The sequence below is a fragment of the Pseudomonas sp. AIG genome, assembly GCF_977020205.1.
The window spans coordinates 1-22772 of sequence record NZ_CDROCK010000009.1; the positions used below are offsets into that span (position 1 = coordinate 1).

General features: G+C 59.8%; 24 protein-coding genes and 1 pseudogene. 13 read left to right on the forward strand and 12 right to left on the reverse strand.

Features of this window, described 5'->3' with window-relative positions; genetic code table 11:
- Window positions 1-326: 326 nt before the first annotated feature.
- Window positions 327-839 (reverse strand): carboxymuconolactone decarboxylase family protein, encoded by a 513-nt coding sequence (locus ACWR1S_RS07875; RefSeq protein WP_454563073.1) that lies wholly within the window; start codon window positions 837-839, stop codon window positions 327-329.
- A gap of 282 nt (window positions 840-1121) precedes the next feature.
- On the opposite strand from ACWR1S_RS07875, the gene ACWR1S_RS07880 reads away from it, so the two are divergent.
- Window positions 1122-1937, forward strand: a complete 816-nt coding sequence (locus tag ACWR1S_RS07880; protein WP_454563074.1) for a cupin domain-containing protein — start codon at window positions 1122-1124, stop codon at window positions 1935-1937.
- 3 nt (window positions 1938-1940) lie between these two features.
- Here ACWR1S_RS07880 and ACWR1S_RS07885 read toward each other — a convergent pair whose 3' ends face one another.
- On the reverse strand, window positions 1941-2834 hold the full coding sequence (locus ACWR1S_RS07885) for a DMT family transporter (protein ID WP_454563075.1): 894 nt from the start codon (window positions 2832-2834) through the stop codon (window positions 1941-1943).
- Between the two features lie 89 nt (window positions 2835-2923).
- Here ACWR1S_RS07885 and ACWR1S_RS07890 point away from each other — a divergent pair, with 89 nt between their 5' ends.
- The 4 genes from ACWR1S_RS07890 (at window position 2924) to ACWR1S_RS07905 (ending at window position 6254) form a co-directional block, all read left to right on the forward strand.
- Complete coding sequence (locus ACWR1S_RS07890) at window positions 2924-4255, forward strand: aminotransferase-like domain-containing protein (protein WP_454563184.1); 1332 nt, start codon at window positions 2924-2926, stop codon at window positions 4253-4255.
- Window positions 4256-4307: 52 nt separating this feature from the next.
- A complete protein-coding gene (locus tag ACWR1S_RS07895; RefSeq protein ID WP_454563076.1) occupies window positions 4308-4697 on the forward strand; it encodes a c-type cytochrome in 390 nt (129 codons plus the stop codon).
- Between the two features lie 169 nt (window positions 4698-4866).
- Window positions 4867-5892: a hypothetical protein gene (locus ACWR1S_RS07900; RefSeq protein ID WP_454563077.1), complete on the forward strand. Its 1026-nt coding sequence runs from the start codon at window positions 4867-4869 to the stop codon at window positions 5890-5892.
- Window positions 5893-5915: 23 nt separating this feature from the next.
- The gene (locus ACWR1S_RS07905) at window positions 5916-6254 is read left to right on the forward strand and encodes a hypothetical protein (RefSeq protein ID WP_454563078.1); all 339 of its coding nucleotides are present in this window, start codon (window positions 5916-5918) and stop codon (window positions 6252-6254) included.
- Window positions 6255-6260: 6 nt separating this feature from the next.
- Here ACWR1S_RS07905 and ACWR1S_RS07910 read toward each other — a convergent pair whose 3' ends face one another.
- Window positions 6261-7166, reverse strand: coding sequence for a LysR substrate-binding domain-containing protein (locus ACWR1S_RS07910; protein ID WP_454563079.1), 906 nt, complete (start codon window positions 7164-7166; stop codon window positions 6261-6263).
- 160 nt (window positions 7167-7326) lie between these two features.
- On the opposite strand from ACWR1S_RS07910, the gene ACWR1S_RS07915 reads away from it, so the two are divergent.
- The 3 genes from ACWR1S_RS07915 (at window position 7327) to ACWR1S_RS07925 (ending at window position 10153) form a co-directional block, all read left to right on the forward strand.
- The gene (locus ACWR1S_RS07915) at window positions 7327-8628 is read left to right on the forward strand and encodes an NAD(P)/FAD-dependent oxidoreductase (protein ID WP_454563080.1); all 1302 of its coding nucleotides are present in this window, start codon (window positions 7327-7329) and stop codon (window positions 8626-8628) included.
- 51 nt (window positions 8629-8679) lie between these two features.
- The gene (locus tag ACWR1S_RS07920; RefSeq protein ID WP_454563081.1) at window positions 8680-9768 is read left to right on the forward strand and encodes a polyamine ABC transporter substrate-binding protein; all 1089 of its coding nucleotides are present in this window, start codon (window positions 8680-8682) and stop codon (window positions 9766-9768) included.
- A gap of 91 nt (window positions 9769-9859) precedes the next feature.
- On the forward strand, window positions 9860-10153 hold the full coding sequence (locus ACWR1S_RS07925) for a hypothetical protein (protein WP_454563082.1): 294 nt from the start codon (window positions 9860-9862) through the stop codon (window positions 10151-10153).
- On the opposite strand, the gene ACWR1S_RS07930 is transcribed toward ACWR1S_RS07925, so the two are convergent.
- The 3 genes and pseudogenes from ACWR1S_RS07930 to ACWR1S_RS07940 all read right to left on the reverse strand — a co-directional run bounded on the left by ACWR1S_RS07930 (window position 10154) and on the right by ACWR1S_RS07940 (window position 12910).
- Window positions 10154-11794 carry a sensor domain-containing diguanylate cyclase gene (locus tag ACWR1S_RS07930; protein ID WP_454563083.1) on the reverse strand — a complete coding sequence of 547 codons (1641 nt, stop codon included), beginning with the start codon at window positions 11792-11794 and terminating at the stop codon, window positions 10154-10156.
- A gap of 150 nt (window positions 11795-11944) precedes the next feature.
- Window positions 11945-12226 (reverse strand): annotated as a pseudogene (locus ACWR1S_RS07935) (hypothetical protein); the annotation flags it as partial.
- A gap of 123 nt (window positions 12227-12349) precedes the next feature.
- Entirely contained in the window at window positions 12350-12910 is a 561-nt protein-coding gene (locus tag ACWR1S_RS07940; RefSeq protein ID WP_454563084.1) for a chorismate mutase, read from the reverse strand.
- Between the two features lie 199 nt (window positions 12911-13109).
- On the opposite strand from ACWR1S_RS07940, the gene ACWR1S_RS07945 reads away from it, so the two are divergent.
- On the forward strand, window positions 13110-14465 hold the full coding sequence (locus tag ACWR1S_RS07945) for an MATE family efflux transporter (RefSeq protein WP_454563085.1): 1356 nt from the start codon (window positions 13110-13112) through the stop codon (window positions 14463-14465).
- A gap of 74 nt (window positions 14466-14539) precedes the next feature.
- Entirely contained in the window at window positions 14540-15097 is a 558-nt protein-coding gene (locus tag ACWR1S_RS07950; RefSeq protein ID WP_454563086.1) for a YceI family protein, read from the forward strand.
- 15 nt (window positions 15098-15112) lie between these two features.
- Here the strand turns inward: ACWR1S_RS07950 and ACWR1S_RS07955 are convergent, their stop codons facing one another.
- The 3 genes from ACWR1S_RS07955 to ACWR1S_RS07965 form a co-directional block, all read right to left on the reverse strand.
- Entirely contained in the window at window positions 15113-15325 is a 213-nt protein-coding gene (locus tag ACWR1S_RS07955) for a YXWGXW repeat-containing protein (protein ID WP_077573601.1), read from the reverse strand.
- A 42-nt stretch (window positions 15326-15367) separates the two neighbouring features.
- Window positions 15368-15691 carry a YXWGXW repeat-containing protein gene (locus tag ACWR1S_RS07960; RefSeq protein WP_454563087.1) on the reverse strand — a complete coding sequence of 108 codons (324 nt, stop codon included), beginning with the start codon at window positions 15689-15691 and terminating at the stop codon, window positions 15368-15370.
- A gap of 181 nt (window positions 15692-15872) precedes the next feature.
- The gene (locus tag ACWR1S_RS07965; protein ID WP_454563088.1) at window positions 15873-16358 is read right to left on the reverse strand and encodes a hypothetical protein; all 486 of its coding nucleotides are present in this window, start codon (window positions 16356-16358) and stop codon (window positions 15873-15875) included.
- A 151-nt stretch (window positions 16359-16509) separates the two neighbouring features.
- Here ACWR1S_RS07965 and ACWR1S_RS07970 point away from each other — a divergent pair, with 151 nt between their 5' ends.
- Complete coding sequence (locus ACWR1S_RS07970) at window positions 16510-17196, forward strand: GNAT family N-acetyltransferase (RefSeq protein ID WP_454563089.1); 687 nt, start codon at window positions 16510-16512, stop codon at window positions 17194-17196.
- Window positions 17197-17776: 580 nt separating this feature from the next.
- Here the strand turns inward: ACWR1S_RS07970 and ACWR1S_RS07975 are convergent.
- Both ACWR1S_RS07975 and ACWR1S_RS07980 read right to left on the reverse strand, forming a co-directional pair.
- On the reverse strand, window positions 17777-18895 hold the full coding sequence (locus ACWR1S_RS07975) for a DmpA family aminopeptidase (protein WP_454563090.1): 1119 nt from the start codon (window positions 18893-18895) through the stop codon (window positions 17777-17779).
- A 160-nt stretch (window positions 18896-19055) separates the two neighbouring features.
- Window positions 19056-20171: an extracellular solute-binding protein gene (locus ACWR1S_RS07980; protein ID WP_454563091.1), complete on the reverse strand. Its 1116-nt coding sequence runs from the start codon at window positions 20169-20171 to the stop codon at window positions 19056-19058.
- 110 nt (window positions 20172-20281) lie between these two features.
- Between ACWR1S_RS07980 and ACWR1S_RS07985 the strand changes: the two genes are divergently transcribed.
- A complete protein-coding gene (locus ACWR1S_RS07985) occupies window positions 20282-21055 on the forward strand; it encodes a helix-turn-helix transcriptional regulator (RefSeq protein ID WP_454563092.1) in 774 nt (257 codons plus the stop codon).
- Window positions 21056-21204: 149 nt separating this feature from the next.
- Here ACWR1S_RS07985 and ACWR1S_RS07990 read toward each other — a convergent pair whose 3' ends face one another.
- Window positions 21205-22146 carry a class I SAM-dependent methyltransferase gene (locus tag ACWR1S_RS07990; RefSeq protein ID WP_454563093.1) on the reverse strand — a complete coding sequence of 314 codons (942 nt, stop codon included), beginning with the start codon at window positions 22144-22146 and terminating at the stop codon, window positions 21205-21207.
- A 199-nt stretch (window positions 22147-22345) separates the two neighbouring features.
- Here ACWR1S_RS07990 and ACWR1S_RS07995 point away from each other — a divergent pair, with 199 nt between their 5' ends.
- Complete coding sequence (locus ACWR1S_RS07995) at window positions 22346-22759, forward strand: response regulator (protein WP_454563094.1); 414 nt, start codon at window positions 22346-22348, stop codon at window positions 22757-22759.
- The last annotated feature ends 13 nt before the right edge of the window (window positions 22760-22772 follow it).

Consider the following 22772-nt stretch of genomic DNA (forward strand, 5'->3'; position numbering starts at 1 on the left):
CAAGAGCTGCAGCCGAGCTAACGCTCATCCTGTTGAGTGGGGCGGCTTTGCCGCTAGGGTTGTACGCACGTTAAAACTGTGAGAGCGAGCCTGCTCGCGAAGGCGGCCTGCCAGCCGACCAATTTCTTGCTGATGTACCCGATCCAACTGTGGGAGCGAGCCTGCTCGCGAAGGCGGCCTGACAGCCGACCAATTTCTTGCTGATGTACCCGATCCAACTGTAGGAGTGAGCCTGCTCGCGATAGCGGTGTGTCACTCAAAGATGCTTTGAATGACACACCGCTATCGCGAGCAGGTCAGCTCCCACAGGTTTTGTGTAGCCGGATTCAGATGGCCGGGAAGTCAATATCGGTCAGCGCCGCGTTGTTCAGGTAGTTGGTCAGGCTCTGCACGGCCACCAGTGCGATCACTTCGATGATCTTCACGTCGTCGATGCCGGCAGCACGGGCAGCGGCGATCTGTTCGTCACTCAAATGGCCGCGACTTTCGGTCAACTGACGGGCGAGGGTGGCGTACGCGTTGAGTTCGCCTTGGCGGGCGGCGACGATGTCTTGCGCCGAGAGCCCGGCCTTGCTGGCAAACAAGGTGTGTGCGGCCAGGCAATAGTCGCAACCGTTGACCTGTGAGGTGGCGAGGTACACCGCTTCTTTTTCCTGGGCGCTCAGCGAGGTTTTGCCGAGGATCGCCGAGGCTTGCACGTAGGTTTCGAGGGCCACCGGCGCTTTCGCGAGGGTGGTGAAGACGTTGGGCAGGAAACCGATTTTCTTTTTCACGCCTTCCAGTACTGGGCGGCTGGCGTCGGCGGCGGTTTCGAGGCTGATAGCGTGGATGCGGCTCATGGTGATGCTCCGAGAGTCCGGTGCGTAGTGCGCCGGGGATGGAGGCCATGTTATTGGGTGAGGCTGGTGGATTGGCGGCAAATCGTCGAGGATATGCGGCAGATCGTCCAGCTCTGGCGTTCGCTGACAGATTTGTGGTGACTGGACGGGCGTCTTCGTGAGCAAGCTCACTCCCACCGGGGAATGGATTTCAAATGTGGGAGCGAGCTTGCTCGCGAAGGTCGCGGCGCAGTCTCAGCGCTGAAAAGAATACGAGCCGCCCGATAACTGTTGGAGCCGTCCATGGATCGCCTTTCAACATTGCTCAGCCATTTCGGCGTGACTGCCGGCACTTTTCACAGCGGCACGTTCTGCGGCGTCGCGGTTCATGAAAATGAACCGGTCGGCCATGTGCATTTGTTGCAGGGTGGTGAACTGTTGCTCAAGCCGGGCAGCGAACGTGAGATTCGCCTGAGTGAGCCGTCGTTGATTTTCTTCCCCCGACCTTTTGCCCATCGCATGTTCGCCGACGAGGCGATGGACACCCGAGTGGTCTGCGCAACGCTGACGTTTGACGGCGGTTCCGGTAATGCACTGGCGGCGGCACTGCCGGATTATCTGGTGCTGAAGCTGACGGACATCCCGGAGCTGGGCAACACTGTTGAATGGCTGTTCAAGGAAGCGTTCGAAGGTCACTGCGGGCGCGTGGCAGTGATGGATCGACTGTTCGAACTGCTGGTTATTCTGTTGCTGCGGCACTTGATCAGCAGTCGCGAACAACAACCGGGGATGATCGCCGGGCTGGCCGATCCACGTCTTTCGCGCGCCTTGAACTCGATGCACGAGCAACCGCAAAAGCCCTGGAGCGTGGCGGATCTGGCGTCTGTCGCTAACCTGTCCCGCGCCGGGTTTGCCGAGCAGTTTCGTCGGGTTGTCGGGCAGACGCCGGCCGATTATCTGCTGAGCTGGCGGGTCAGTCTGGCGCAGAAACGCCTGCGCGAAGGCAAACCGATTGCGCTGATTGCCGAAGAGGTCGGTTACGAAAGTCCTTCGGCGCTGGCGCGGGCGTTTCGGCGTAAGACCGGGCTCAGCCCTCGCGAATGGAAGGCGGGCGCCTGAGCATCATTTGGCGAATTTCTTCGCCCCGGCCACGCACAGGATCACGCCCAGCGTCACGGCGAGCATGCCGACGCTGACGTGTTCATGCAGCAGGGTCGCCGCCAGCGCCAGACCGAAAAACGGCTGCAGTAATTGCAACTGACCCACCGCCGCAATCCCGCCCTGAGCCAGGCCGCGATACCAGAACACAAAGCCGATCAGCATGCTGAACAGCGACACATAGCCCAGACACAACCATGCCGACAGACTGACCGTGCTGAACGAGGCGGGCGCCCGCCACAGACTCAACACCACCATCACGGGTAGCGACAGCACCAGCGCCCAGCAAATCACCTGCCAGCCGCCGAGGGTGCGTGACAACTTCGCGCCTTCGGCATAACCGAGCCCGCAGGCGAGAATGGCGGTGAGCATCAGCAGGTCACCGGTGGGCGAGGCAGTCAGCCCTTGTGCCAGCGCGAGGCCCACCACCAGTGCGCTACCCAGTACGGAGAAAATCCAGAACACCGGTCGCGGCCGCTCACCGCCGCGCAGCACGGCAAAAATCGCCGTCGCCAATGGCAGCAATCCGACAAACACAATCGAGTGCGCCGACGTCACGTGTTGCAGCGCCAGGGCGGTCAGCAGGGGAAAGCCGAGCACTACGCCCAGCGCGACAATCAACAGCGACAGCCACTGATCGCGCGCCGGACGCCGTTCGCGAAACAGCCACAACAGCGCCACCGCCAACACACCGGCGATGGCAGCGCGGACCACCGTGAGAAACACCGGATCGAACTCCAGCACCGCCAGACGCGTGGCCGGCAGCGAGCCGCTGAAGATCACTACGCCGATAAAACCGTTGATCCAGCCGCTGGTTTTTTCCATTGCCGGGGGGCTCAGGTTCGAAGTCTGTTCCATGCCAGATCACGCTCAGGAGTGGGTTGCGTTGCGGCCATGCTAGAGCCGAGAATCAGCACAATCAAAGAATTGTCATGGATACATCCGGCATGCCACGTTCGCGCTACAAGACACTCGTTGATGCCTATGCGGCAGACATTCGCTCGGGCCAGTTGCCGCCGGGTACGCGGTTGCCGACGCACCGGCAACTGGCCGCTCAGGAAGGGCTGGCGCTGGTCACAGCCTCGCGGGTGTACGCGGAGCTGGAGGCGATGGGCCTGGTCAGTGGCGAAACCGGGCGCGGCACGTTCGTGCGCGAAACCTCGCTGTCGCCGGGGCAGGGCATCGATCAGAAACAGGTGGCGGTGGGCATGATCGACCTCAATTTCAACTACCCGTCATTGCCCGGTCAGGCGGATCTGTTGCGCACCGCGCTGCGCCAATTAGCGTTGTCCGGGGATCTGGAAGCGTTGCTGCGTTATCAGCCGCACGCCGGTCGCGCCCACGAGCGCGCGTCCGTCGCTCGGCATCTGCTGACGCGCGGGGTGACGGTCGAAGCCGAGCAAGTGCTGATCGTCAATGGCGCCCAGCAAGGCCTCGCCGTCACGTTGATGGCATTGCTCAAACCCGGCGATGTGATTGCCGCCGACGCGCTGACCTATTCCGGCTTCAAGGTACTGGCCGAAGCGCTGCATCTGGAAGTCGTAGCCATTCCGCTCGGTGATCAAGGGCCGGATCTCGTGGCGCTGGACACACTCTGTCGCAGCCGCTCGGTGCGCGCCGTGTACAGCATGCCGACGTTGCACAATCCGTTGGGTTGGGTGATGCCGTTGGCGCAACGCGAGCAGTTGGTGGCGATTGCCCGTCGACATGATCTGACCCTCATCGAAGACGCGGCCTACGCGTTTCTGGTAGAAAACCCACCCCGCGCGTTAATCGAGCTGGCGCCGGAGCGCACGGTGTACGTCTCGGGCCTGTCGAAAAACATCGCCACGGGCCTGCGCGTCGGTTTCATCGCTGCACCGACAGAGACCGTGCCCGCGCTGGAACGCATTATTCGCGCCACGACCTGGAACACGCCGGGCATCATGACCGCGATTGCTTGCGGCTGGCTCGACGACGGCACGGTGACGCTGCTGGAGGAACAGAAACGCAACGACGCCAAAGCGCGGCAGGCCCTGGCGGCCGAGGTGCTGCAAGGCTTGCCGAGCATTGGCCATCCGGCGTCGTATTTCTTGTGGCTACCGCTGCCGGAAGACGTGCGCGCCGATCAGATTGTCGTGGAACTGATGCACGAACAGATTTCCGTCACCACCGCCGAACCGTTTTCGGTATCGAGCCATGTACCGCATGCGATTCGCCTGGCGCTGGGTTCAGTCGACAGGGAGGTGTTGCGTCAGGCCTTGAGCAAAATCAGAAAGGTCATTGGCGCTTACCTGTAAAAACAAAATGCTACCCTTGCGCCGCCCGATGCAGACCGATCCGGAACCCTCGATGAAAAACACCGCTGCACTGTCACTTGCCCTGATGCTCGCCACCAGCCTGTTCAGTACGCTCTCCCACGCCGCAGGCGATCCCGAAGCCGGGGCGAAAATCTTCCCGCGTCTGTGCGGCGGCTGCCATCAGGTCGGCGAATCGGCCCGGCCGGGATTCGGCCCGCAACTCAACGGCATCATCGGCCGGCCTGCCGGTACGTCAGCGAATTACGTGTATTCCGATGCAATGAAGAACTCGGGAGTAACCTGGGATCGTGAAACGCTGATCGCTTATCTGAAGGATCCGAAAGGCGTGGTGCCGGGTACGCGGATGATTTTCTGGGGCCTGAGTGATGAAGAGAAACTGGAGAATCTGTTGGCGTATTTGCAAATGTTCCAGCCTGATTAACGAGCGAACGCAATGCCTCGGGTGATGTACTTTGCCATTCGTCTTGTCCCTTTTCTGAATAGTGGCAAATCGCCCTGAATAAACTAGCGTTCATGTTCAGGGACGCCTGAGCAGCAATCGGTTTTGCTGCCCGTTGTGTCTGTTCCTCAAAACAGACCAAGGGTGATTTATGAAGAGGCGCAAGATATTTTGGCCAGCATTTTTGCTTGTTGTGCTCAATTCTGGCTGTTCGAATATTGATCCTAAAGATGCTGTGAAGCTCGCCGGTAGCGGCGAATCCGTTGCCAGTGCGGCGAACCTTTCCTACCAATCCTCAAAAGACGGGCTCAATAAGTATCTGGAGGCGGAGGCCATTTCGGCTGCGTTTCTCGGCAGGCCCGATGTGGGGGACACTACCGTTGCCTCGATAATAGACATTTCCAGGCAGTTACAAGCGCGCAAAGAAGTGTTCAATCAATTGAACGCCACGTACAAGTCATTTGGGGAACTGGCGTCATACGATGCGGCGAAAGAAGTCGAAGACAAGATAAACAATCTGTCTGGTGCATTGAATGAGTACGCCAAAGCAACAGGCAGTACTGGTGGGGCAATTTCCAGTGTGACCAATTTCGTAGTGTCCAAGGGCGGCGGTCTTATTGCCTCGGAAGCCCAGAAGGATCAGTTGAAAGAAGCCAGTGAGCTGATCAGAGCAAGGCTGTTGTCGCTGAGTACATTTCTTGCAAACGATGTAGAGCGCCTAAAGCGCTATAAGAGCGAGGAGCTGAAAGCGAAAGCCCGGGCTACTGATATTTTTATTGGCGAAGGGTTGGGCGACCCTGCCCAGATGGCGGCCGGTTATCTGGCCGATGCTGGCTTGAGTTCATCCGCTGATGGTGTTGGGTATTGGTCAACCGAAGTGAGAAAAGCCTACATCGCCAGCCTGTTGAAGTATAGAAACAGCAACGGGGCGAAACCTACACTTCCACCCGCTTATGATGCAATGAAAAAAAGTGCCGCGATAAAGTTGAAGTGGCGAATGGGAGCAGAGTTGGACTTGTTGGGCGAGATCAAATCTTCCGTGGATAAGTTGGTGGGGCAGCATGTGGATTTCGAAGCAGGCACACCGCTGTCCGCAGAAAGTCTCACTCAATCAATAATTCAGCTTCAGGAATTATTGAAAGGGTATGAAGCCGCCAAAGTTCAGAGTAAATCTTGAGTCCCTGGTTTAAGGAGAGTGAAATGGCTGCCACATTGAAAACCAACATTGTTCAACAGGCAAAAATGACCTATGACACATTGGATGATCAGTATGATGCTCTTTATTCTGCGCAAACGACAAAGGGTCGTGATCAATTAAAAGCAATGCTCGGTGCGGCCAGAGATGCCTACTGGAAAGCAGAAAGAGATGATCTGCGAGACGATAACTTATATGTGCAGCAATTGATGAGTGAGTTAAAGGCGACTAATGAGAATGTTCAGTCAGCCATTGCAGCACAGAAGAAAGCTGCGCAAATCATCGCTTTGTTTGCAGAAGCCGTAAAACTAGTGGCAGCGGTTGTCGCATTGGCAGCCGTCTGAGTACGTTCAAGTCCCAAGCGGAACACCGCTTGGGACTGCCATTGCCTTTCTCGCAAACCACTCCATCACCCGTCCACACGCAAGATGTGATGCGGCTGAAGGCTGCAAGCACAAAGCATAAACGCCCCCAGTCCTCAACGGCTCCCCAAACGGCACCACCAACACCCCGCGCTCAATCGACTCTGCCGCCAGCGTCATGTCCGTCATTGCCACGCCCAAACCTCGCGCCGCTGCATCCAGTGCCAATTCATCAAGGTTAAACGGAATGTGCCGGTAATCCTCCAGCGGTTTTCCATCGTTGGCTGCCAGCCATTCGATCCACGCCTGTCGATCGGCCGAGCGGTGCAATAACGCGAAGTGCAGCAGTTCATCGACCGAATGCGGTGCACCGGCGAGGGTGGGGGAGCACACCGGCACCAGTGTTTCTTCGAACAGCGTCAGGCAGTCCGGATCGCTCGATGGCTGCGGCAAATAAAGAATGTAGGCGTCGCTGTCGTTGCCCGGCTCAACCACTTCAGTGGCGACGGTTTCGATCGCCAGCGACACCTCGGGATGGCGCAGATAGAAGTCGTTGAGTTTCGGCAGCAGCCAGCGCACCGCCAACGATACATGCATGCGGATACGAAACGGCCGCTTCTGTGGGGCGAGACGTTCTTCGAGCGTCTTCAGTTGTTCAAGGATGCTGCGGGCGCTGGCCAACACCTGTTCGCCTTCTGCGGTCAGGCTCAGGCTGCGGCTGGTGCGCAGAAACAGCACGACATTGAAGTGGCTTTCCAGTTGCTGGATCTGTCGGCTCACCGCGCTTTGCGTCAGGCACAGGGTTTGCGCAGCGCGGGTGAAGCTGCCGCACCGGGCGACTTCAACCAGTGCTTGCAGTGCTTGTAGCGAAGGAACGTGGCGAATTTTATCCATGCTTTTCCTGAATGGCTCGATGATTTTATAGCGTTGGTCGGTGTGCTGAAGACCTTATAGATTCTAGCTATGGCGGTGATCTTCTCAAGCTGCCCATGCGATTCACGCATGGCGCTCTCTCAGAGGCAAGCCGCAGAACGACAGTCGAATGAGGTGAGGCATGGAAAACGTATGTGGCTGGATCGCGCAGGCCGGCAGTTCGCCAGAGCGTGGTCGCCTGAGCGGGGTGCAAACAGCTGATTGGCTGGTGATTGGCGCCGGGATCACCGGGCTCAGTGCCGCACACGCACTGGCCGATCTGCACCCGCAGGCGCGCATCGTCGTGGTTGATCGCCAGCGTGCGGCGCAGGGGGCCTCGGCGCGCAATTCGGGATTCGTAGTCGCCCATGAACACCCGGCGCACAGCGAGCTGATCGGCGCGCCGAGTTTTGCCGGGTTTGAAGTCGATACGATGATTTCCCGGGCGGCCAGCGAGGAGGTGCGGCAACGAATCGCCCGTCATGCCATCGACTGTGATTTTCGCGACAGCGGTTATTACTTTGCCGTCAACGACCGCGCCAAGCTCGACCATGTCGACGCGAAACTGGCGACCCTGCGTGCCCTCGGCGCTCGCGCGGAGTTTGTGCAAGGTTCGGCACTGGCGCAGAAGCTCGGCACCGGTCACTACGAGGCAGCGATCTGGTGTGGCAACGGCAATGCCCTGTTGCAACCGGCGAAATACGTGAAAGGTTTGCTCAATGCCTTGCCGGGCAATATCAGCGTTTACGAAAACACAGACATCACTGGTCTGCAGCGCCTCGCAAAGGGGCGACTGCGCGCCAATTGTGCGCAAGGCAGCATCGAAGCCAATCGCGTTCTGGTGTGCCTCAACGCTTTTATTCCTCGGGTCGGGATTGCCGACAGCGCGACATTTGCGATGGAACTCAGCGCCAGTCTCACGCGGCCGCTAACCGATCAGGAGTTCAACGCCATCGGTGCAGTTGAGCCGTGGGGCGTGCTGTCGACGCGACCGCTGGGCGCCACGGTGCGCCTGACCCCGGATCGCCGCGTGATGATCCGCAACACCGCCGAATACCGTACGCGCGATCTTTCCAGCAGTGAACTCGCGTTGCGTCGCCAGCACCATGTTCGCGGCTTGCAACGACGCTTCCCGTTTCTCGGTGAGCAAGACATTCAGTACACCTGGACCGGCCATTTGAGCGCCAGCCGCAGCGGTCAGGCGTTTTTTGATCGGGTCGAAGAGGGCGTCTTCGCCGTGGCCGGCTGCAACGGTTCAGGGGTGGCGCGGGGGACGTTATGGGGCCGCTTGCTCGCGGAACTGGCTTCGGGAATCGACTCGCCGCTGCTGCAATCGGTGATGCAGCGCGCCGAACCTGGCTGGCTGCCGCCGCGTCCGTTTTTCGACATCGGTGCCATGCTTCGCCTGCGCGTGGAAGCGCTCAGGGCCAGAACAGAAATCTGAAACTCCACCTATCGCACAACAACAAAAGCCACTCAACTCAGGTGACAGACCATGCGCATCCAGCCACTTTCGCTGGCCGTCGTAATTGCGGCAACATCGACCTCGGCCCTCGCCGACGAAACCGTCAACATCTCCAACTGGAACAGCTACATCGCCCCGGACACCCTGGCCAACTTCACCCAGGCCACCGGCATCAAGACCACCTACGACATCCACGACAGTAACGAAGTGCTGGAATCGAAGTTGATGACCGGCAACACCGGATATGACGTGGTCAGCCCGTCGAACCACTTTCTGTCGCGGCTGATCAAGGCCGGTGCAATCGAGAAACTCGACAGGTCGCGACTGCCGAACTGGAAAAACCTTGATCCGGTGTTGATGCAAAAACTTGAGGTCAACGACCCCGGCAACCAGTACGGCTATCCGTATATGTGGGGCACCGCCGGCATCGGCTACAACGTCGAGAAGGTCAAAGCGATCTTCGGCAACACCGATGTCACCCGCTCCTGGAAGCTGCTGTTCGATGAAGACAACATCAAGAAACTCAGCCAGTGCGGCGTGGCGTTCATCGACAACCCGACGCAAGTGTTGCCGATCACCCTCAACTATCTGGGGTTGCCACCGCACAGTCATGAGCCTGATGATTACAAAAAAGCCGAACAGGCCTTGTTGAAAATCCGCCCGTACATTCAGTACTTCCACGCCTCGAAGTACATCAGTGATCTGGCCAACGGCAACGTCTGCGTGGTGATCGGTTTCAACGGCGATATCGTCCAGGCGGCCGCCAGCGCCAAAGAAGCCAAAAACGCTATCGACATCGCCTATTCGATCCCCGACGAAGGCACAACGCTGTGGTTCGACATGCTGGTCATGCCGAAGAACGCACCGCACGAAAACAACGGCTACGCCTACATGAACTACCTGCTCGAACCGCAAGTAATCGCCAACATCAGCAACAGCATTCATTACGCCAACCCGAATGCCGCAGCCGGTGAGTTTCTTAACCCGGACGTGAAGCAGGATTCGGCGATCTACCCACCGAACAGCGTGATGGAGAAGTTGTTCACTGTAGAGGAATTGCCGGCGAAGATTGCGCGGCTGACGACGCGCTTGTGGACCAAGTTGAAAACCAATACCTGACCGTGAGTGTGGCAACACGGCGCTGGCCGGGCTGAGGGATTTGCGGTATTGCTTAAGGCGTCGGCACACCGTCGCACTCAAGGAATCCACCATGAAATCTTTGCTGTTGGCAGCGCCGTTGTTGCTTGTAACCGGACTGGCCCACGCTGGTATCCCCCTGTTCAACGCCACGTGCCCGGGCAAGATCGAGGTGCACGCCGATGAGGGCGGGCCAATCTACATCAATGGCAAGGAAGGCAAGTTGAAGAAATTCAACGACAACTACTTCGAGGTCAAAGGCGCTGGGGTGACCATTTCCCTGAGCATCAATCCCGATGGTTCGCCTGCGGTGTCTTACACCGGGAAAAACAGGGCCAACGGGGTTTGCGAAGTGAAGAAGGGCTGATCAAGCGACCTGATTGCGGCCCGCTGCCTTGGCTTGATAGAGCTGCTGATCGGCGCGTTTGATCAGTGCACTGTGGTTGTTATCGGCCGGGTCTGCCAGGCCGACACCGATGCTCACCGTCACATTCCCGACCGCAGGGAAATCGGCCTCGGCAACCGCCGCGCGAATCTTCTCGGCGACCACTTCCGGGGTGTCGGGTTGGGCGATTTCCGGCAATAGCACGGCGAACTCTTCGCCGCCATAACGGGCGACGAAATCGGTGGTGCGCAGGCTGCTCTGAATCAACTGCGCCAACTGCTGCAGCACCTCATCACCCACCGCGTGACCGTGGGTGTCATTGATTCGCTTGAAGTGATCAGCATCGATCAGCAGCAGGGAAAACGGGCGTCCGGTGCGGCGGAACAGCAGTGTGTATTCGGTGAGTTTTTCGTCGAAACGGCGACGGTTGTGAACGCCGGTCAAACTGTCGTGGGTTGCCAGACTCAGCAACTCGGCATTGGCTTGCGTCAGGGCTGCGGTCCGTTGCGCCACCGTGGCTTCCAGCGAGGCATTGGCCTCTTGCAGTTCACGCTCTTTGCCGAGCAGTGATTGCGTCATCGCATCGATGGACTGACCGAGCTGGGCAATTTCCAGCACCGGATGTTGCAGCGGGAATTGTGCGCCGGGCTGCTGGTTTTGCACCTGTCGGGCGGAGCGCGCGAGTTGTTCGATCGGTCGGCTCAGGTACAGCGCCAGGTAGTAAGCCACCAAGCCGAACAGCACCGCCGCGACCACACCCAGGATCAGCAATTTGTACATCAGCAGGCGTGCCGGTTGCAGTGCGGTTTCCAATGGCTGGCGCACCGCGATCGACCATGACAACGCGGTGCTCGACGGCGTCGGCACGTTGACCACGCTGGTGAGGAATCCATTGCCGGCGGTCCAGCCTTGCGCCGTGGCGTCAGTTGCCAGTTGCTGCCCCATCAGCGCTTCCGGGTAGAGCACCTTGCCATCGTGATCGATGATCAACGCCTCGATATCCGGCGTTGAATTTTTATGTGAAAACGCCGCCGACTCGACAATGCGTGTCACCCAACTCCAATGTGCGTGTGCGCCCAGCACGCCAATCACCTGGCCGTCGGCATTACGGATCGGCGCGGCGAAATCGATGAAGCGCAGCGGTTCGCCGTTCGGCAACCCCGGCAACATTTTCGCCAGCAGCACCGCCTCATGGGGATCGCCGGTGTACTCGCCGCGCATCCCGGCCTGGAACCATGGTCGTTGTTGCACTGATTGACCGACCAGCAAGTCGTTGACTGCCTGATGCACCTTGCCCTCGGCGTCGGTGACGCCCATCCACGCATATTCGGCGCGGGCCTGAGTACGCAGTTGCATCGATTTCAGAATCGCCGGGTTGTCCAGATCGCCCCGCTCCAGATGCGGCGCGCGGCTTAGCAGATAAACCTCCAACTGGCGTTCGCGCAGTTGTTCACCCAGCAACGATGCGGCCGAGCGCGCGGTGTTGAGCAAGGCATTGCCGCTGGCCTGCTTCATCTGTTCCGTGGCGATGTGACCGACATAGAAGCCAACGCTGAGCAGTGTCAGCAGGGATAAACCGGCAAACCAAAGGGTGAGGTGGCTACGCAGACTGGCTTTGAGCATGGGCAGGCGAGGTCTGTTTTGGAGTTGTGCCCGCATGGTATGCGCAATGGGCGGTGGGTGGCCAGTCGGGGAATGGATGGCGGCGGACGTGAAAAAGCCCGGCTGATCAGGCCGGGCTTTTATTGCGATTGCGATGAAGCCGTTGAGTTATGCGACGCGGCGCTCGATCAGACGATCAGCGCCACCTTCGGCAACACGGCGTTCAAGCAGACGATCAGCGCCACCTTCGGCAACACGGCGTTCGATCAGACGATCAGCGCCACCTTCGGCAACGCGGCGTTCGATCAGACGATCAGCGCCACCTTCGGCAACACGACTTTCAATCAACTTGTCCGAGCCGCCTTCAGCGACCTGGGTGTGTGCCGGGGTGGCGGCAAAAGCGTTAATGGCGAAAACCGAAAAAGCGATGCCGAGAAGGGTTTGGCGTTTCATGATCGTGTGCTCCAAGGGGTAGTTGTTTGTCTGGAGCCGATGTTACGCCGTGGATTTTTTATGAGAACTTCATTGCCGTGATGGTGACTATCGATGCCAGCAATGTATGCCCGAACCCCCGTTTCAAGGGGCTGTTGATCGCACGCACAGCTCACCGGTAGCCCGCGTCAAAGCCAGTTCATGCAGCGCGTCGTGTGTCAGGTCTTTACGCGCCTTGGCCAGCCAGACTGGGCAATTCGCATCATGGCGATACGGCGCAAAATCGGCGTATTGCTGCAACAGCCGAGTTTGCAGTTCATCTAGACGCGGGCGGATCTGTTTGCCCAGGTCGGGGCGAGGAGTGTCCGGCGCGGCACCCGCTGCCTGCCATTGCGAAAGCAAACCGTACTGCACCAGTTTGTTCGCCTCCATTTGCGCCGCGATCAGTTGCGCCACGTCCTCCGCGTCGAGTTGACGCTCGCTGGCCAGCTTACGGGCATTGGCGATGACCTGCGCTTCACGCGGGCTGTCCTGAATCGGCTTGCCGCTGTCCCATTTGGTCAGCGCGACGAGGTCGCCGATGTTCAGGCGTTCGTTGAGTGTCTCCAGCAACGGCTTCAAGGTTTCGGCGGGCGCAGCGGCGTGGGCGCTGGTGGCGAGCAGGGCGAGGAGGGTGATGGTCAGCAGTTGGGCAAAGCGCGGCATGAACAGAGCCTCAATGAGAGAAGGGAAAGTGGACAGTTGTTTACCACAGCTCTGAACTTGCACCTACAGAACCGTGTCCGTTACACAGGCTCGGCCACCGGTCATAAACACCGATTTGAAATGTTAATTGCGCCCCGCGTGCAACTCACCGAAGCTATCCTCCATCAGCCCACCCGCCGTCGAGATGGACCTCTATTCAATGCAAGCCGTCGCCCAACGCCCACTCTGGCACACCTACCTGCTGTTCCTCGCGCCGATGGTGCTGTCGAATTTTCTGCAATCGATGTCGGGCACGGTCAACAGCATCTACATCGGTCAGATGCTCGGCACCCAGGCTTTGGCAGCGGTGTCGGGGATGTTTCCCATCGTGTTCTTCTTTATCGCACTGGTGATCGGCCTCGGCGCGGGCGCCGGTGTGTTGATCGGTCAGGCGTGGGGCGCGCGGGAGCCGCACATGGTCAAGGCGATCGCCGGGGCCACGCTGTTGCTGGGCGTGTTGATCGGTCTGGTCGCCGCAATATTGGGCAGCGTGTTCGCGCGGCAGGCGTTGGCGGGGCTGGGGACGCCGGCGGATGTGCTCGACGATGCGGTGGCGTATGCCCATGTGATGATGTGGATCTTGCCGTCGCTGCTGGTGTTTGTGTTGTTCACGCAGCTGTTGCGCGGGGTCAGCGATACGCTGTCGCCGTTGCTGGCGTTGATCGTATCGACCGGTGTCGGGCTGGCATTGACGCCGGCGCTGATTCGCGGCTGGTTCGGCCTGCCGCAACTGGGTATTCAGAGTGCGGCGTACGCCGGGCTGGCCGGTAACCTGGCGGCGATGGCGTGGCTGGCGTGGCGCCTGATTCGCAAGGGCCATCCGCTGGCGCCGGACCGGGAGTTCTTTGCTGCGCTGCGCCTCGACGGGGCCATTCTCGGCAAGGTCTTGCGCATCGGCCTGCCGACCGGCGTGCAGATGATTGTGCTGTCGCTGTCGGAGCTGGTGATTCTGGCGCTGGTCAACCAGCACGGGTCACAAGCGACGGCGGCCTATGGCGCGGTGACACAGATCGTCAATTATGTGCAGTTCCCGGCGTTGTCGATTGCGATCACTGCGTCGATTCTCGGTGCACAGGCCATCGGCGCCGGGCGACTGGAGCGGATGGGGCCGATTCTGCGCACCGGGCTGTTGATCAACGTGTGCCTGACCGGCGGCCTGATCGTGCTCGGCTATCTGCTGTCGCACTGGTTGCTGGGGCTGTTCCTGACCGAGGATTCGACCCGGGCAATGGCTGAGCATCTGCTGCACATCATGCTGTGGAGCCTGTTGGTCTTTGGCTTCCAGGCCATCATCGGCGGGATCATGCGCGCCAGCGGCACGGTGTTGGTGCCGGTGATCATTGCGATCATTTGCGTTGTCGGTGTGCAACTGCCGGCGGCGTACTGGCTGGACGGCCAATATGGTTTGCAGGGCGTGTGGATGGCGTTTCCGGTGGCGTATCTGAGCATGCTGGTGTTGCAGACCTTGTATTACAAACTGGTCTGGCAGCATCAGAAAATCGAGCGTTTGGTGTAGGCGCTGGCGCAACGGTCGGATGTTTGCTTAAGTCAATCGAGTCCCTCGACGGCAAGCCCCACCCGGAGAATCTTATGTCGATCCGATTGCTGCTGGCTGCCGCGTGTTCGCTGTGCGTCGTCTGTACCGCGCAGGCTGTCGAATACACGCGGGTCAACACCACCGCCAGCCAGATCAGTTTTACCTACAACCAGATGGGCTCGCCGATGTACGGCACCTTCGGCAAGTTCGAGGCGACGCTGGACTTCGATACCAACAACCTCGCCAACGCCCGTACCACCTTGCACATCGACCTCAACAGCATCGATGCCGGCAGCGAAGACGCCAACACCGAGCTGGTGAAACCGGCGTGGTTCGACACGGAAAAATTCCCGGTCGCGGTTTTCGAATCCAGCCACTTTACCCAAGTGGCCGAGCACCACTACCTGATTGCCGGCCAGCTCACCCTAAAAGGCATCACCCGCAAGGTGCAGGTTCCGGTGGAATTGAAACCGGGCAGCGCCATCGGCATTTTCGACGGTGAACTGGTGCTCAAACGCGACGAATTCGGCCTCGGCGCGGGGGAGTGGGCTGACACGGTGGTGTCCAAGGACATCGCCATCAAATTCAAAGTGGTGGCGCCACAGCAGTGACGCCCGCCGTGGCGATCAATAGGCCCGCCAGTGCCCCGGCACCCAGCGCCATTGGTTGCCGCCCCAGCGATAGTGCCCGGCGACCCAGTGATAACCCGGTGCCGGCATCACCGGAACGACTTCGACCAGCGGCGGTGGCCGGTGCGGACGGGCCGGCTCGACGACACAACCGGACAGCGTAATGGCCACCAGCGTGGCTGCCAGCAGTGCTTTAACGATTTTCGACATGGTGGGGTTCCCCCAAGAAGTGATGGTCAGGCTGTCGCGCATTCATCGCACCCAATGCCCTTCGACCCAGAACCAGTTCGGCCCGCGCGCCTGCCAGTGCCCGGGTTTCCAGCGCGCGCCGTACTTCACCGGTTGCCAGTGGCCGGGTATCCACACGTAACCGCGTCCTTGCCAGCGCCAATGACCTTGATCCCAGACATAACCGGGACGCGCACCGGGCATCACTTCCATGCGCATCGGCGGTGGGGCTTGCTGGACGATCACCACCGGTTGCGCAAACACCGGGGCGCTGCTCAGCGCGGCCAGCGTTAACGGCACCAGCAGCAGGGTTTTTCGCCATTTGGACAGGGAACGCAAAACGCTCATGACAACTCCTCAAGGCCTGCGTTGAAAAGTGAACGCAGCTGCAGAATTGGATGCCTGAATGGCGAAAGATCCCTTCTGAGACGGATGAAATTTTTTTCAGGGAGGGCGATGCGAGAACGTCAGGATGGCGCCGCAGCAAGACGCCCGGCGCGCGTGATGGTTGTTGCCTGTGAGGCTGGACTCAATAAAACCGGTCTTGTTCTTTCATTGCCTGAATCTGCCAGAACGTCCTGCCCGAGATCAGCAGAAACAGCAGTGCGAGCAACACACCGCCGGTCATGATGTAGAAGCTCGTACGGTAACTCTGCAACTGGCTGGCGATGCAGCTGTTATCCGGCATCCACGGCGACACCAGCAGGGTGATGGGGCCATCGACTTCATACTGGGTATGCTCAACGTAGCGTTCGTCGGCGTGTTGCCCTTCATGGGTCTGGCCTTGGGCATCGGTGTATTGATAGTGAATGACCTTGCCATTGGCATTCATTGGAATCTGTTCCAATGCCGTGACGCTGCCACGGGTTTCCACACCGTTGAAACTCAGCGCTCCATAAAGCATGCCCGACTTGTGAGCCATTGCAGCGAGCAGCAGTACCACGCAGCAAGCAACGGTCAGCATAACGATACGGTTGTAGAGGTGATCCTTGGCAGCTTCGCGCGGGTAATACATGGCCGATCCCTGGTAGTGACGTTCGTTGGAGACCGTTACATCGGCGCTCGGAACAGGAACTTTAGACGTCGAGCGGGCGCGTCACGGTATGATGTCGCGGCTCGTCGACCGCTGCGGCGGTCGGCAACGCTTTTTACCGTCGGAGTTCGTCATGCCACGCATCACCCACTACAAATCCCCATGCCCTGAGGCCGTCAACAGCCAGATCCTGCAGATGGTCGTCGACTACTTGACCGACATCAGCGCGGTCGGTCTCGGCCCGAGCAATCTGTTGTACAACGTCTATCAATACGCGGTCGGCTATGAGGTGCATCTGTATCTGGAGGCGTTGAATGGCGAGAAGGGCACCGACGTGGAGTTGCTGGTCGCTACCGACGAGGATGATCCGGAGCAAGTGATCGGCTTTCTGTTGTACCTGCCGGTGCAGGGCGACTGGGAAGCCTGCAGCGTGGCTTACATGGCAGTGCGCGAAGGGCATCGGCGCCAGGGCGTGGCGCGGGCGATGATCGGTGAGATGGTCGGGCGTTATCCCCATGCGGAGCTGGCCTGCACGATCGGCAAAGTCCCGTTCTTCGAAGCCTTGGGTTTTGAAGTGATCGGTTCTCGCGAGACGCAAGTGTTGATGAGTACGCGGCATTACCGCAGCAACGGCCTGCGTGGATTTATCGACACCACACCGATTTACCGGTCGCTGGAAGTACAGCAGATTCACACCTATCTGCTGCAGAAAAACGGCAAACGCGCGATGCTCGATGCCGAGAAACAGCGCGACCGGCACCTCGATCAGACCACTCGCCATGTCGAGGAGTTTGTCCGCCAGCGCCTGACCGTGCACTGACCTCACATCGCTGAAAAAGCCCTTGCTGTGAATCGCGCAGCAAGGGCTTTTTTGTGGGCGCCATTCAGCCGGGTTTGACGTTCAAAGTGATCCGCGCCGTGAACACCTGTTTGCCCTCGGTAGCGTGAACGGGTTGGCGGGGCGGGTGAAGGGCAGCCCGGCGACTATCGCGAACTGCTGGCGCAAGCAGCCTGGCACTCGATTCGCGTCGATTCGCCGGTGGGCAGTTGATTTGCGCAGACAAAAAAAGAGCCTCAAAGCTCTTTGATGGGGAGGAAGTAGAGCCCTCGAGGCTCAAGAGGCGCATGAAGCAAGGCGCGGGCTTGATTGGGGTTCAGAGCACCCACGCCTACGCAGCGCTCGAAGTGCGGAGCCACTGCGTGACTCCATCCTAGGAGTGTGCAAGTGACGGCTCAAGTACCGCCAGTCGCACGGGCGGCGGCGCGAACCTGGTAGCCAAATACTGACGTAATCCTGTGTAGGAGTGAGCCTGCTCGCGATCGCGGTGGGTCAGTCAAATCTACTTCGACTGACAAACCGCGATCGCGAGCAGGCTCACTCCTACAGGGGAAAAGCGGGGTTAGCGGGCGCCAGGCCAGCCTGATTTTTCGAGGGCAGCGAGCAGGGTTTGCGCATCCAGTCCCGGTACGGAATGCCCATTACCTTCGGTGCTGTCACTGGCCAGCAACGCATTGATGATCGCTTCTTCAACGGCCTCGGTCGCTGCCAGAAACAGTTCGCTGATGTGGTCATTGTTGACCATGCGCAAACCGTCGCAGGTCGGTGCGCCTTTGCCTTCGTAGGCTGCGGGCGCTACGTGATCGTTGCCGGTGGCGAAAGCGATGAAGATGTCGCCGCTGTGATCCTCGTTGCCACCGCCGGTTCGCGCCAGTCCGAGGCTCGCACGCTGCGCCAGACGCGTGCACTGATGCGGCAACAGCGGCGCATCGGTGGCCAGGCAGACGACAATCGAACCCATGCCCGGATGCGGCAATGAGGCGCGCAGGAACGGCGAATCTTTCTGTTCCATGTAGCGCCCGACCGGGTAGCCATCGACCCGCAATTCACTGCGAATGCCGTGGTTGGCCTGCACGATCGCGCCGACGGTCCAGCCACCCTGAGCACTGCTCAAACGGCGCGACGCGGTGCCGATGCCACCCTTGAATTCATGGCAGATCATGCCGCTGCCACCGCCGATCGCGCCCTCGACGACGGGGCCGTCGACGGCTGCGCTCAGCGCTTCGGCGACGTGTTCAGGCTGGACGTGGAAACCATTGATGTCGTTGAGCAAACCGTCAAAGGTTTCCAGTACCACCGGCATGTTCCAGTAGAGGCGACCGTCATCGGGTTGCTGCTGGCGATCCAGGGCAATCAATGCATCGCGCACCACACCGAGGCTGTGGGTGTTGGTGAAGGCAATCGGGCTGGTCAACAGACCCGCCTCGCGAATCCATTCAAGCCCGGTGGCGTCGCCATTGCCGTTGAGCACATGCACGCCGGCAAAACACGGTTGCTGATTGGTCGAGCCCAGGCGCGGTTCGATCACTGTGACGCCAGTGCAGATGTCGCGCCCGGCGCTGCTGCGCCCGCGCACATTGCTGTGGCCGACGCGCACGCCGGGGACATCGGTGATGGCGTTGAGCGGGCCGGGTGGTAGTTGGCCGATGCGGATATTGAGGTCACGGGCACGAGGTTTCATTGATTGTTGTCTCTCTAAAAAATGCTGGGCTATTCGCCGACCCCTGTGGGAGCGAGCTTGCTCGCGAATGCGGTGGCTCAGTCGACATCAATGTTGAATGTCGGACTGCCTTCGCGAGCAAGCTCGCTCCCACAGGGTTTTGTGGAATGTTCAAAAAGCTTTATTGGCCGTTCTTGACCTTGCTCCAGACCCGCGTGCGCACCCGTTCGGTGGCTTTGGGCAGGGGTTCAAGGGTGTACAGCGTGGCCATCGCCGTGGCGGATGGATAAACCGCCGGGTTGTCCCGCGTGGCTTCGGCCACCAGCGGTGTCGCCGCGCGGTTGCCATTCGGATAAGACAGATGATCACTGACCGGCGCGATCACTTCGGGCCGCAGCAGATAGTCGATAAACGCCAAACCCTGAGGACGATTCGGCGCGTCCTTGAGCAGCACCAGCGTGTCGAACCACACCGGCGCACCTTCCTTGGGCAGGCTGTAGGCGATCTTCACGCCGTTGTTGGCCTGCTCGGCATTGGTCTTGGCTTCCAGCATCGCTCCCGACCAACCGACTGCCACGCAGATGTTGCCGTTGGACAGGTCGCTGATGAATTTCGACGAGTTGAAGTAAGCGATGTGCGGGCGCAGTTTCAACAATAGCGCTTCGGCTTTTTTATAGTCTTCGGGATCGGTGCTGTTCGGTGGCAAGCCGAGATAGTGCAGGGCGACCGGCAGCATCTCCGACGGCGAATCGAGCATCGCCACACCGCACTGGCCGAGTTTGGCGAGGTTGGCTTCGTTGAACACCAGATCCCACGAATCCACCGGCGCCTTGTCGCCCAGCGCCGCGCGCACTTTGTCGATGTTGTAACCGATGCCGTTGGTGCCCCACAGGTACGGCACCGCGTATTGATTGCCGGGATCGTTGTTGGCCAGTTTCGCCAGCAGGTCGCTGTCGAGATTCTTCCAGCCCGGCAGTTGTTCGCGCGGCAGTGGGGCGAGGGCGCCGGCCTTGATCAGCGTCGGCAGGCTGAAGTTGCTTGCCACCACCACGTCGTAGCCGCTGCGGCTGGTCATCAGTTTGCCTTCAAGGACTTCGGCACTGTCGAAGGTGTCGTAGACCGGCTGGATACCGCTGTCGCGCTGGAAATCGTGGAGGGTAGTCGGGCCGATGTAGTCGTACCAGTTGTAGACGTGCACGCTCGGCGCGTCGGCGGCCATGGCCATCGAGCCGGCGCCGATACCGGCCAGCAGGCCCAGTTGAATGCTGAGGTTGATACAGCCACGGTGACCACGCATGATGCGGCACTCCTGGCCTGTGCAGGCCGGTGATGAACAGGAGTGCTCAGCCTATCGGGCCGGTCACGCCTGACCCATTCCCATCATGGGTTACTCAAAAGGGGTAGTGCGTGGACGCGTTGCTGCAGGAACTGCCAGTGCATCAAAGCCTGGCGCGGGTATTTGCCGGTGTCGGTCAGGCCGGTTTCTGGCGCGCGCTGGTCGACACGTTGCGGCTGCTGGTGCCGCTGGACAACGCGCTGGTGGCGCTGATGCAAGCGGGGCAGGCGCCGCAGTTGCTGATCGATTTCGACAGCAGCGGCCGCGCCGACGAGCAGGAAGAACTGGCCGGTTACAGCGCCGGGATGTACCTGCTCGATCCGTTTTATCAAGCCGCCTCGACCGGCATTGCCGACGGTTTGCACAGCCTCGCCTCGGTCGCGCCGGACCAGTTTCTGCACAGCGAGTACTATCAGAGCTACTTTCGGTCGGTGGTCGGCGAAGACGAGTTGCAGTTCATGATCAACGTCGAGGGCGGCGTGCTCGGTTTGTCATTGGGCCGTTCGACGCCATTCGGCATGGCCGAGCAGGGCCGGCTGCTGTGCGTGCGAGACTGGGTGCTGGCGGCGATGCGTCGGCATGTGCAGTTGCTGCCGCCGCAGGGCGCGGTGGCTGAAACGCCGGTTGGGGATCTGGCGACGTTACTCGACCGCTTCGATGCGCGGCTGACGGTGCGCGAGGTCGACACGGCAAGGCTGATTTTGCAGGGTTTCTCCAGCAAGGCGATGGCCCAGCAGATGGGGATTTCGCCGGAGACGGTCAAGGTGCATCGGCGCAATCTGTATCACAAGCTCAATGTCACCGGGCATGGTGAATTGTTTGCGCTGGTTCTGCGCCCTCACTAAAGATCATCGGCCGTACACATAAACCTGTGGGAGCGAGCTTGCTCGCGAATGCGGTAGATCAGTCAACCTCACTGGCGACTGACAAAACGCTTTCGCGAGCAAGCTCGCTCCCACAGGGGATGTGTGTTGTTCAGGGGATCTTCGGGGTGTCAGGGGGTGCGCTGGAAGACTAAAGCCTTGAGGCCGCTTTCAGGATCTATGTCCGGAAACTCCGGCGGATTCTCCAGCCGCTGCTCAAAGCGCAGACTCGGCGCTTCCTGCGTCACGCCCTCAATCAGAAAGTCCGAACCGAACGCCGGGTCATTCATGCACGCCAGCACCGTACCTTGCGCGGTGAGCAATTCCGGCAAACGACGCAGCACGCGCTGGTAATCCTTGGTCAGCAGGAAACTGCCTTTCTGGAACGACGGCGGATCGATGATCACCAGATCATACGGACCGCTGTTGATCACCTTGCCCCAGGACTTGAACAGGTCGTGGCCAAGGAAACTGACTTTGCTCAGGTCATGGCCGTTCAAGCGATGGTTGTCGCGGCCACGGCTCAGTGCGGCGCGGGACATGTCCAGGTTGACCACATGGCTGGCGCCACCCTCGATGGCCGCCACGGAAAAACCGCAGGTGTAGGCGAACAGATTCAACACGCGTTTGCCGTTGGCCTGTTCGCGCACCCAGTTGCGCCCGTAGCGCATGTCGAGAAACAGCCCGGCATTCTGTTTGCGTCCCAGATCGACGCGATACTGCAAGCCGCCCTCGACGATGCTCATTTCATCGATCTCATCACCCAGCAGCCATTCGGCAGTGCTCTGCGGCAAGTAGCGATGCTGGATCAGCAAGGTGTGTGCGCCGGACTGTTTCCATTCGGCGGAACCGGTGAGTTCCAGCAGCAGCGCCTTGAGATTGTCCAGTTGCTCAGGTGCCGGCTCCTTGAACAGCGAGACCAGCACCACGCCTTGCAGCCAGTCCACGGTCAGCTGCTCCAGTCCGGCCCAGCAGCGTCCGCGCCCGTGGAACAGGCGACGGGTTTCGCTCGGTGCGGCCGCGAGGGCCGGCAGCAGATGGGCGTGGAGGGTGGCGAGGGCTTCAGGGTTCATCGGTCAGGATCGGCAAGCAAAAGGGCCGGCATTTTAACCACAAATACACCGTCGCGAACGATTGCCGCTGACAGGCAAAAATACCGTTTCGCAAAAGACCTGTATCAAAAATGAATTTCTGCAGAGCCCGCTGCTCATACCAGTTAAGCAGCGGATTCAAGCCGCTAAATCGTTAATGCAATTCAGGGAGTGCAGTTCCATGTGCCCAACACCTACGGCGAGCGCGCACCTTCCTGGCGGATTGATTCTGGTGGTTGAGGATGATCCGTTGATTCTGGAGTTTCTCTGCGAAATTCTTCAGGAGGAAGGTTTCAAAGTCGAGCCGCACACCAGCGCCGACGCCGCATCGCAATATCTCGAGCAACACGCGCCGGAAGTGGCGCTGCTGCTGACCGACATCACCATGCCCGGCACCCTCAATGGTGCTGATCTGGCCAACCTGGTCAGCGACCGCTGGCCGGACAAACCGGTGATGGTCATGTCCGGCTATGAAACGCCCGAGACCTCCGGGGTCAAGCATCCTGTGGCGTTCATCAAAAAGCCGTGGGCCATTGGTCAATTGCTCGACTGCGTCGACAGCGCCTTCAAATCCAAGGCACCGCGCCTGCACTGACATGCTGGGTGAA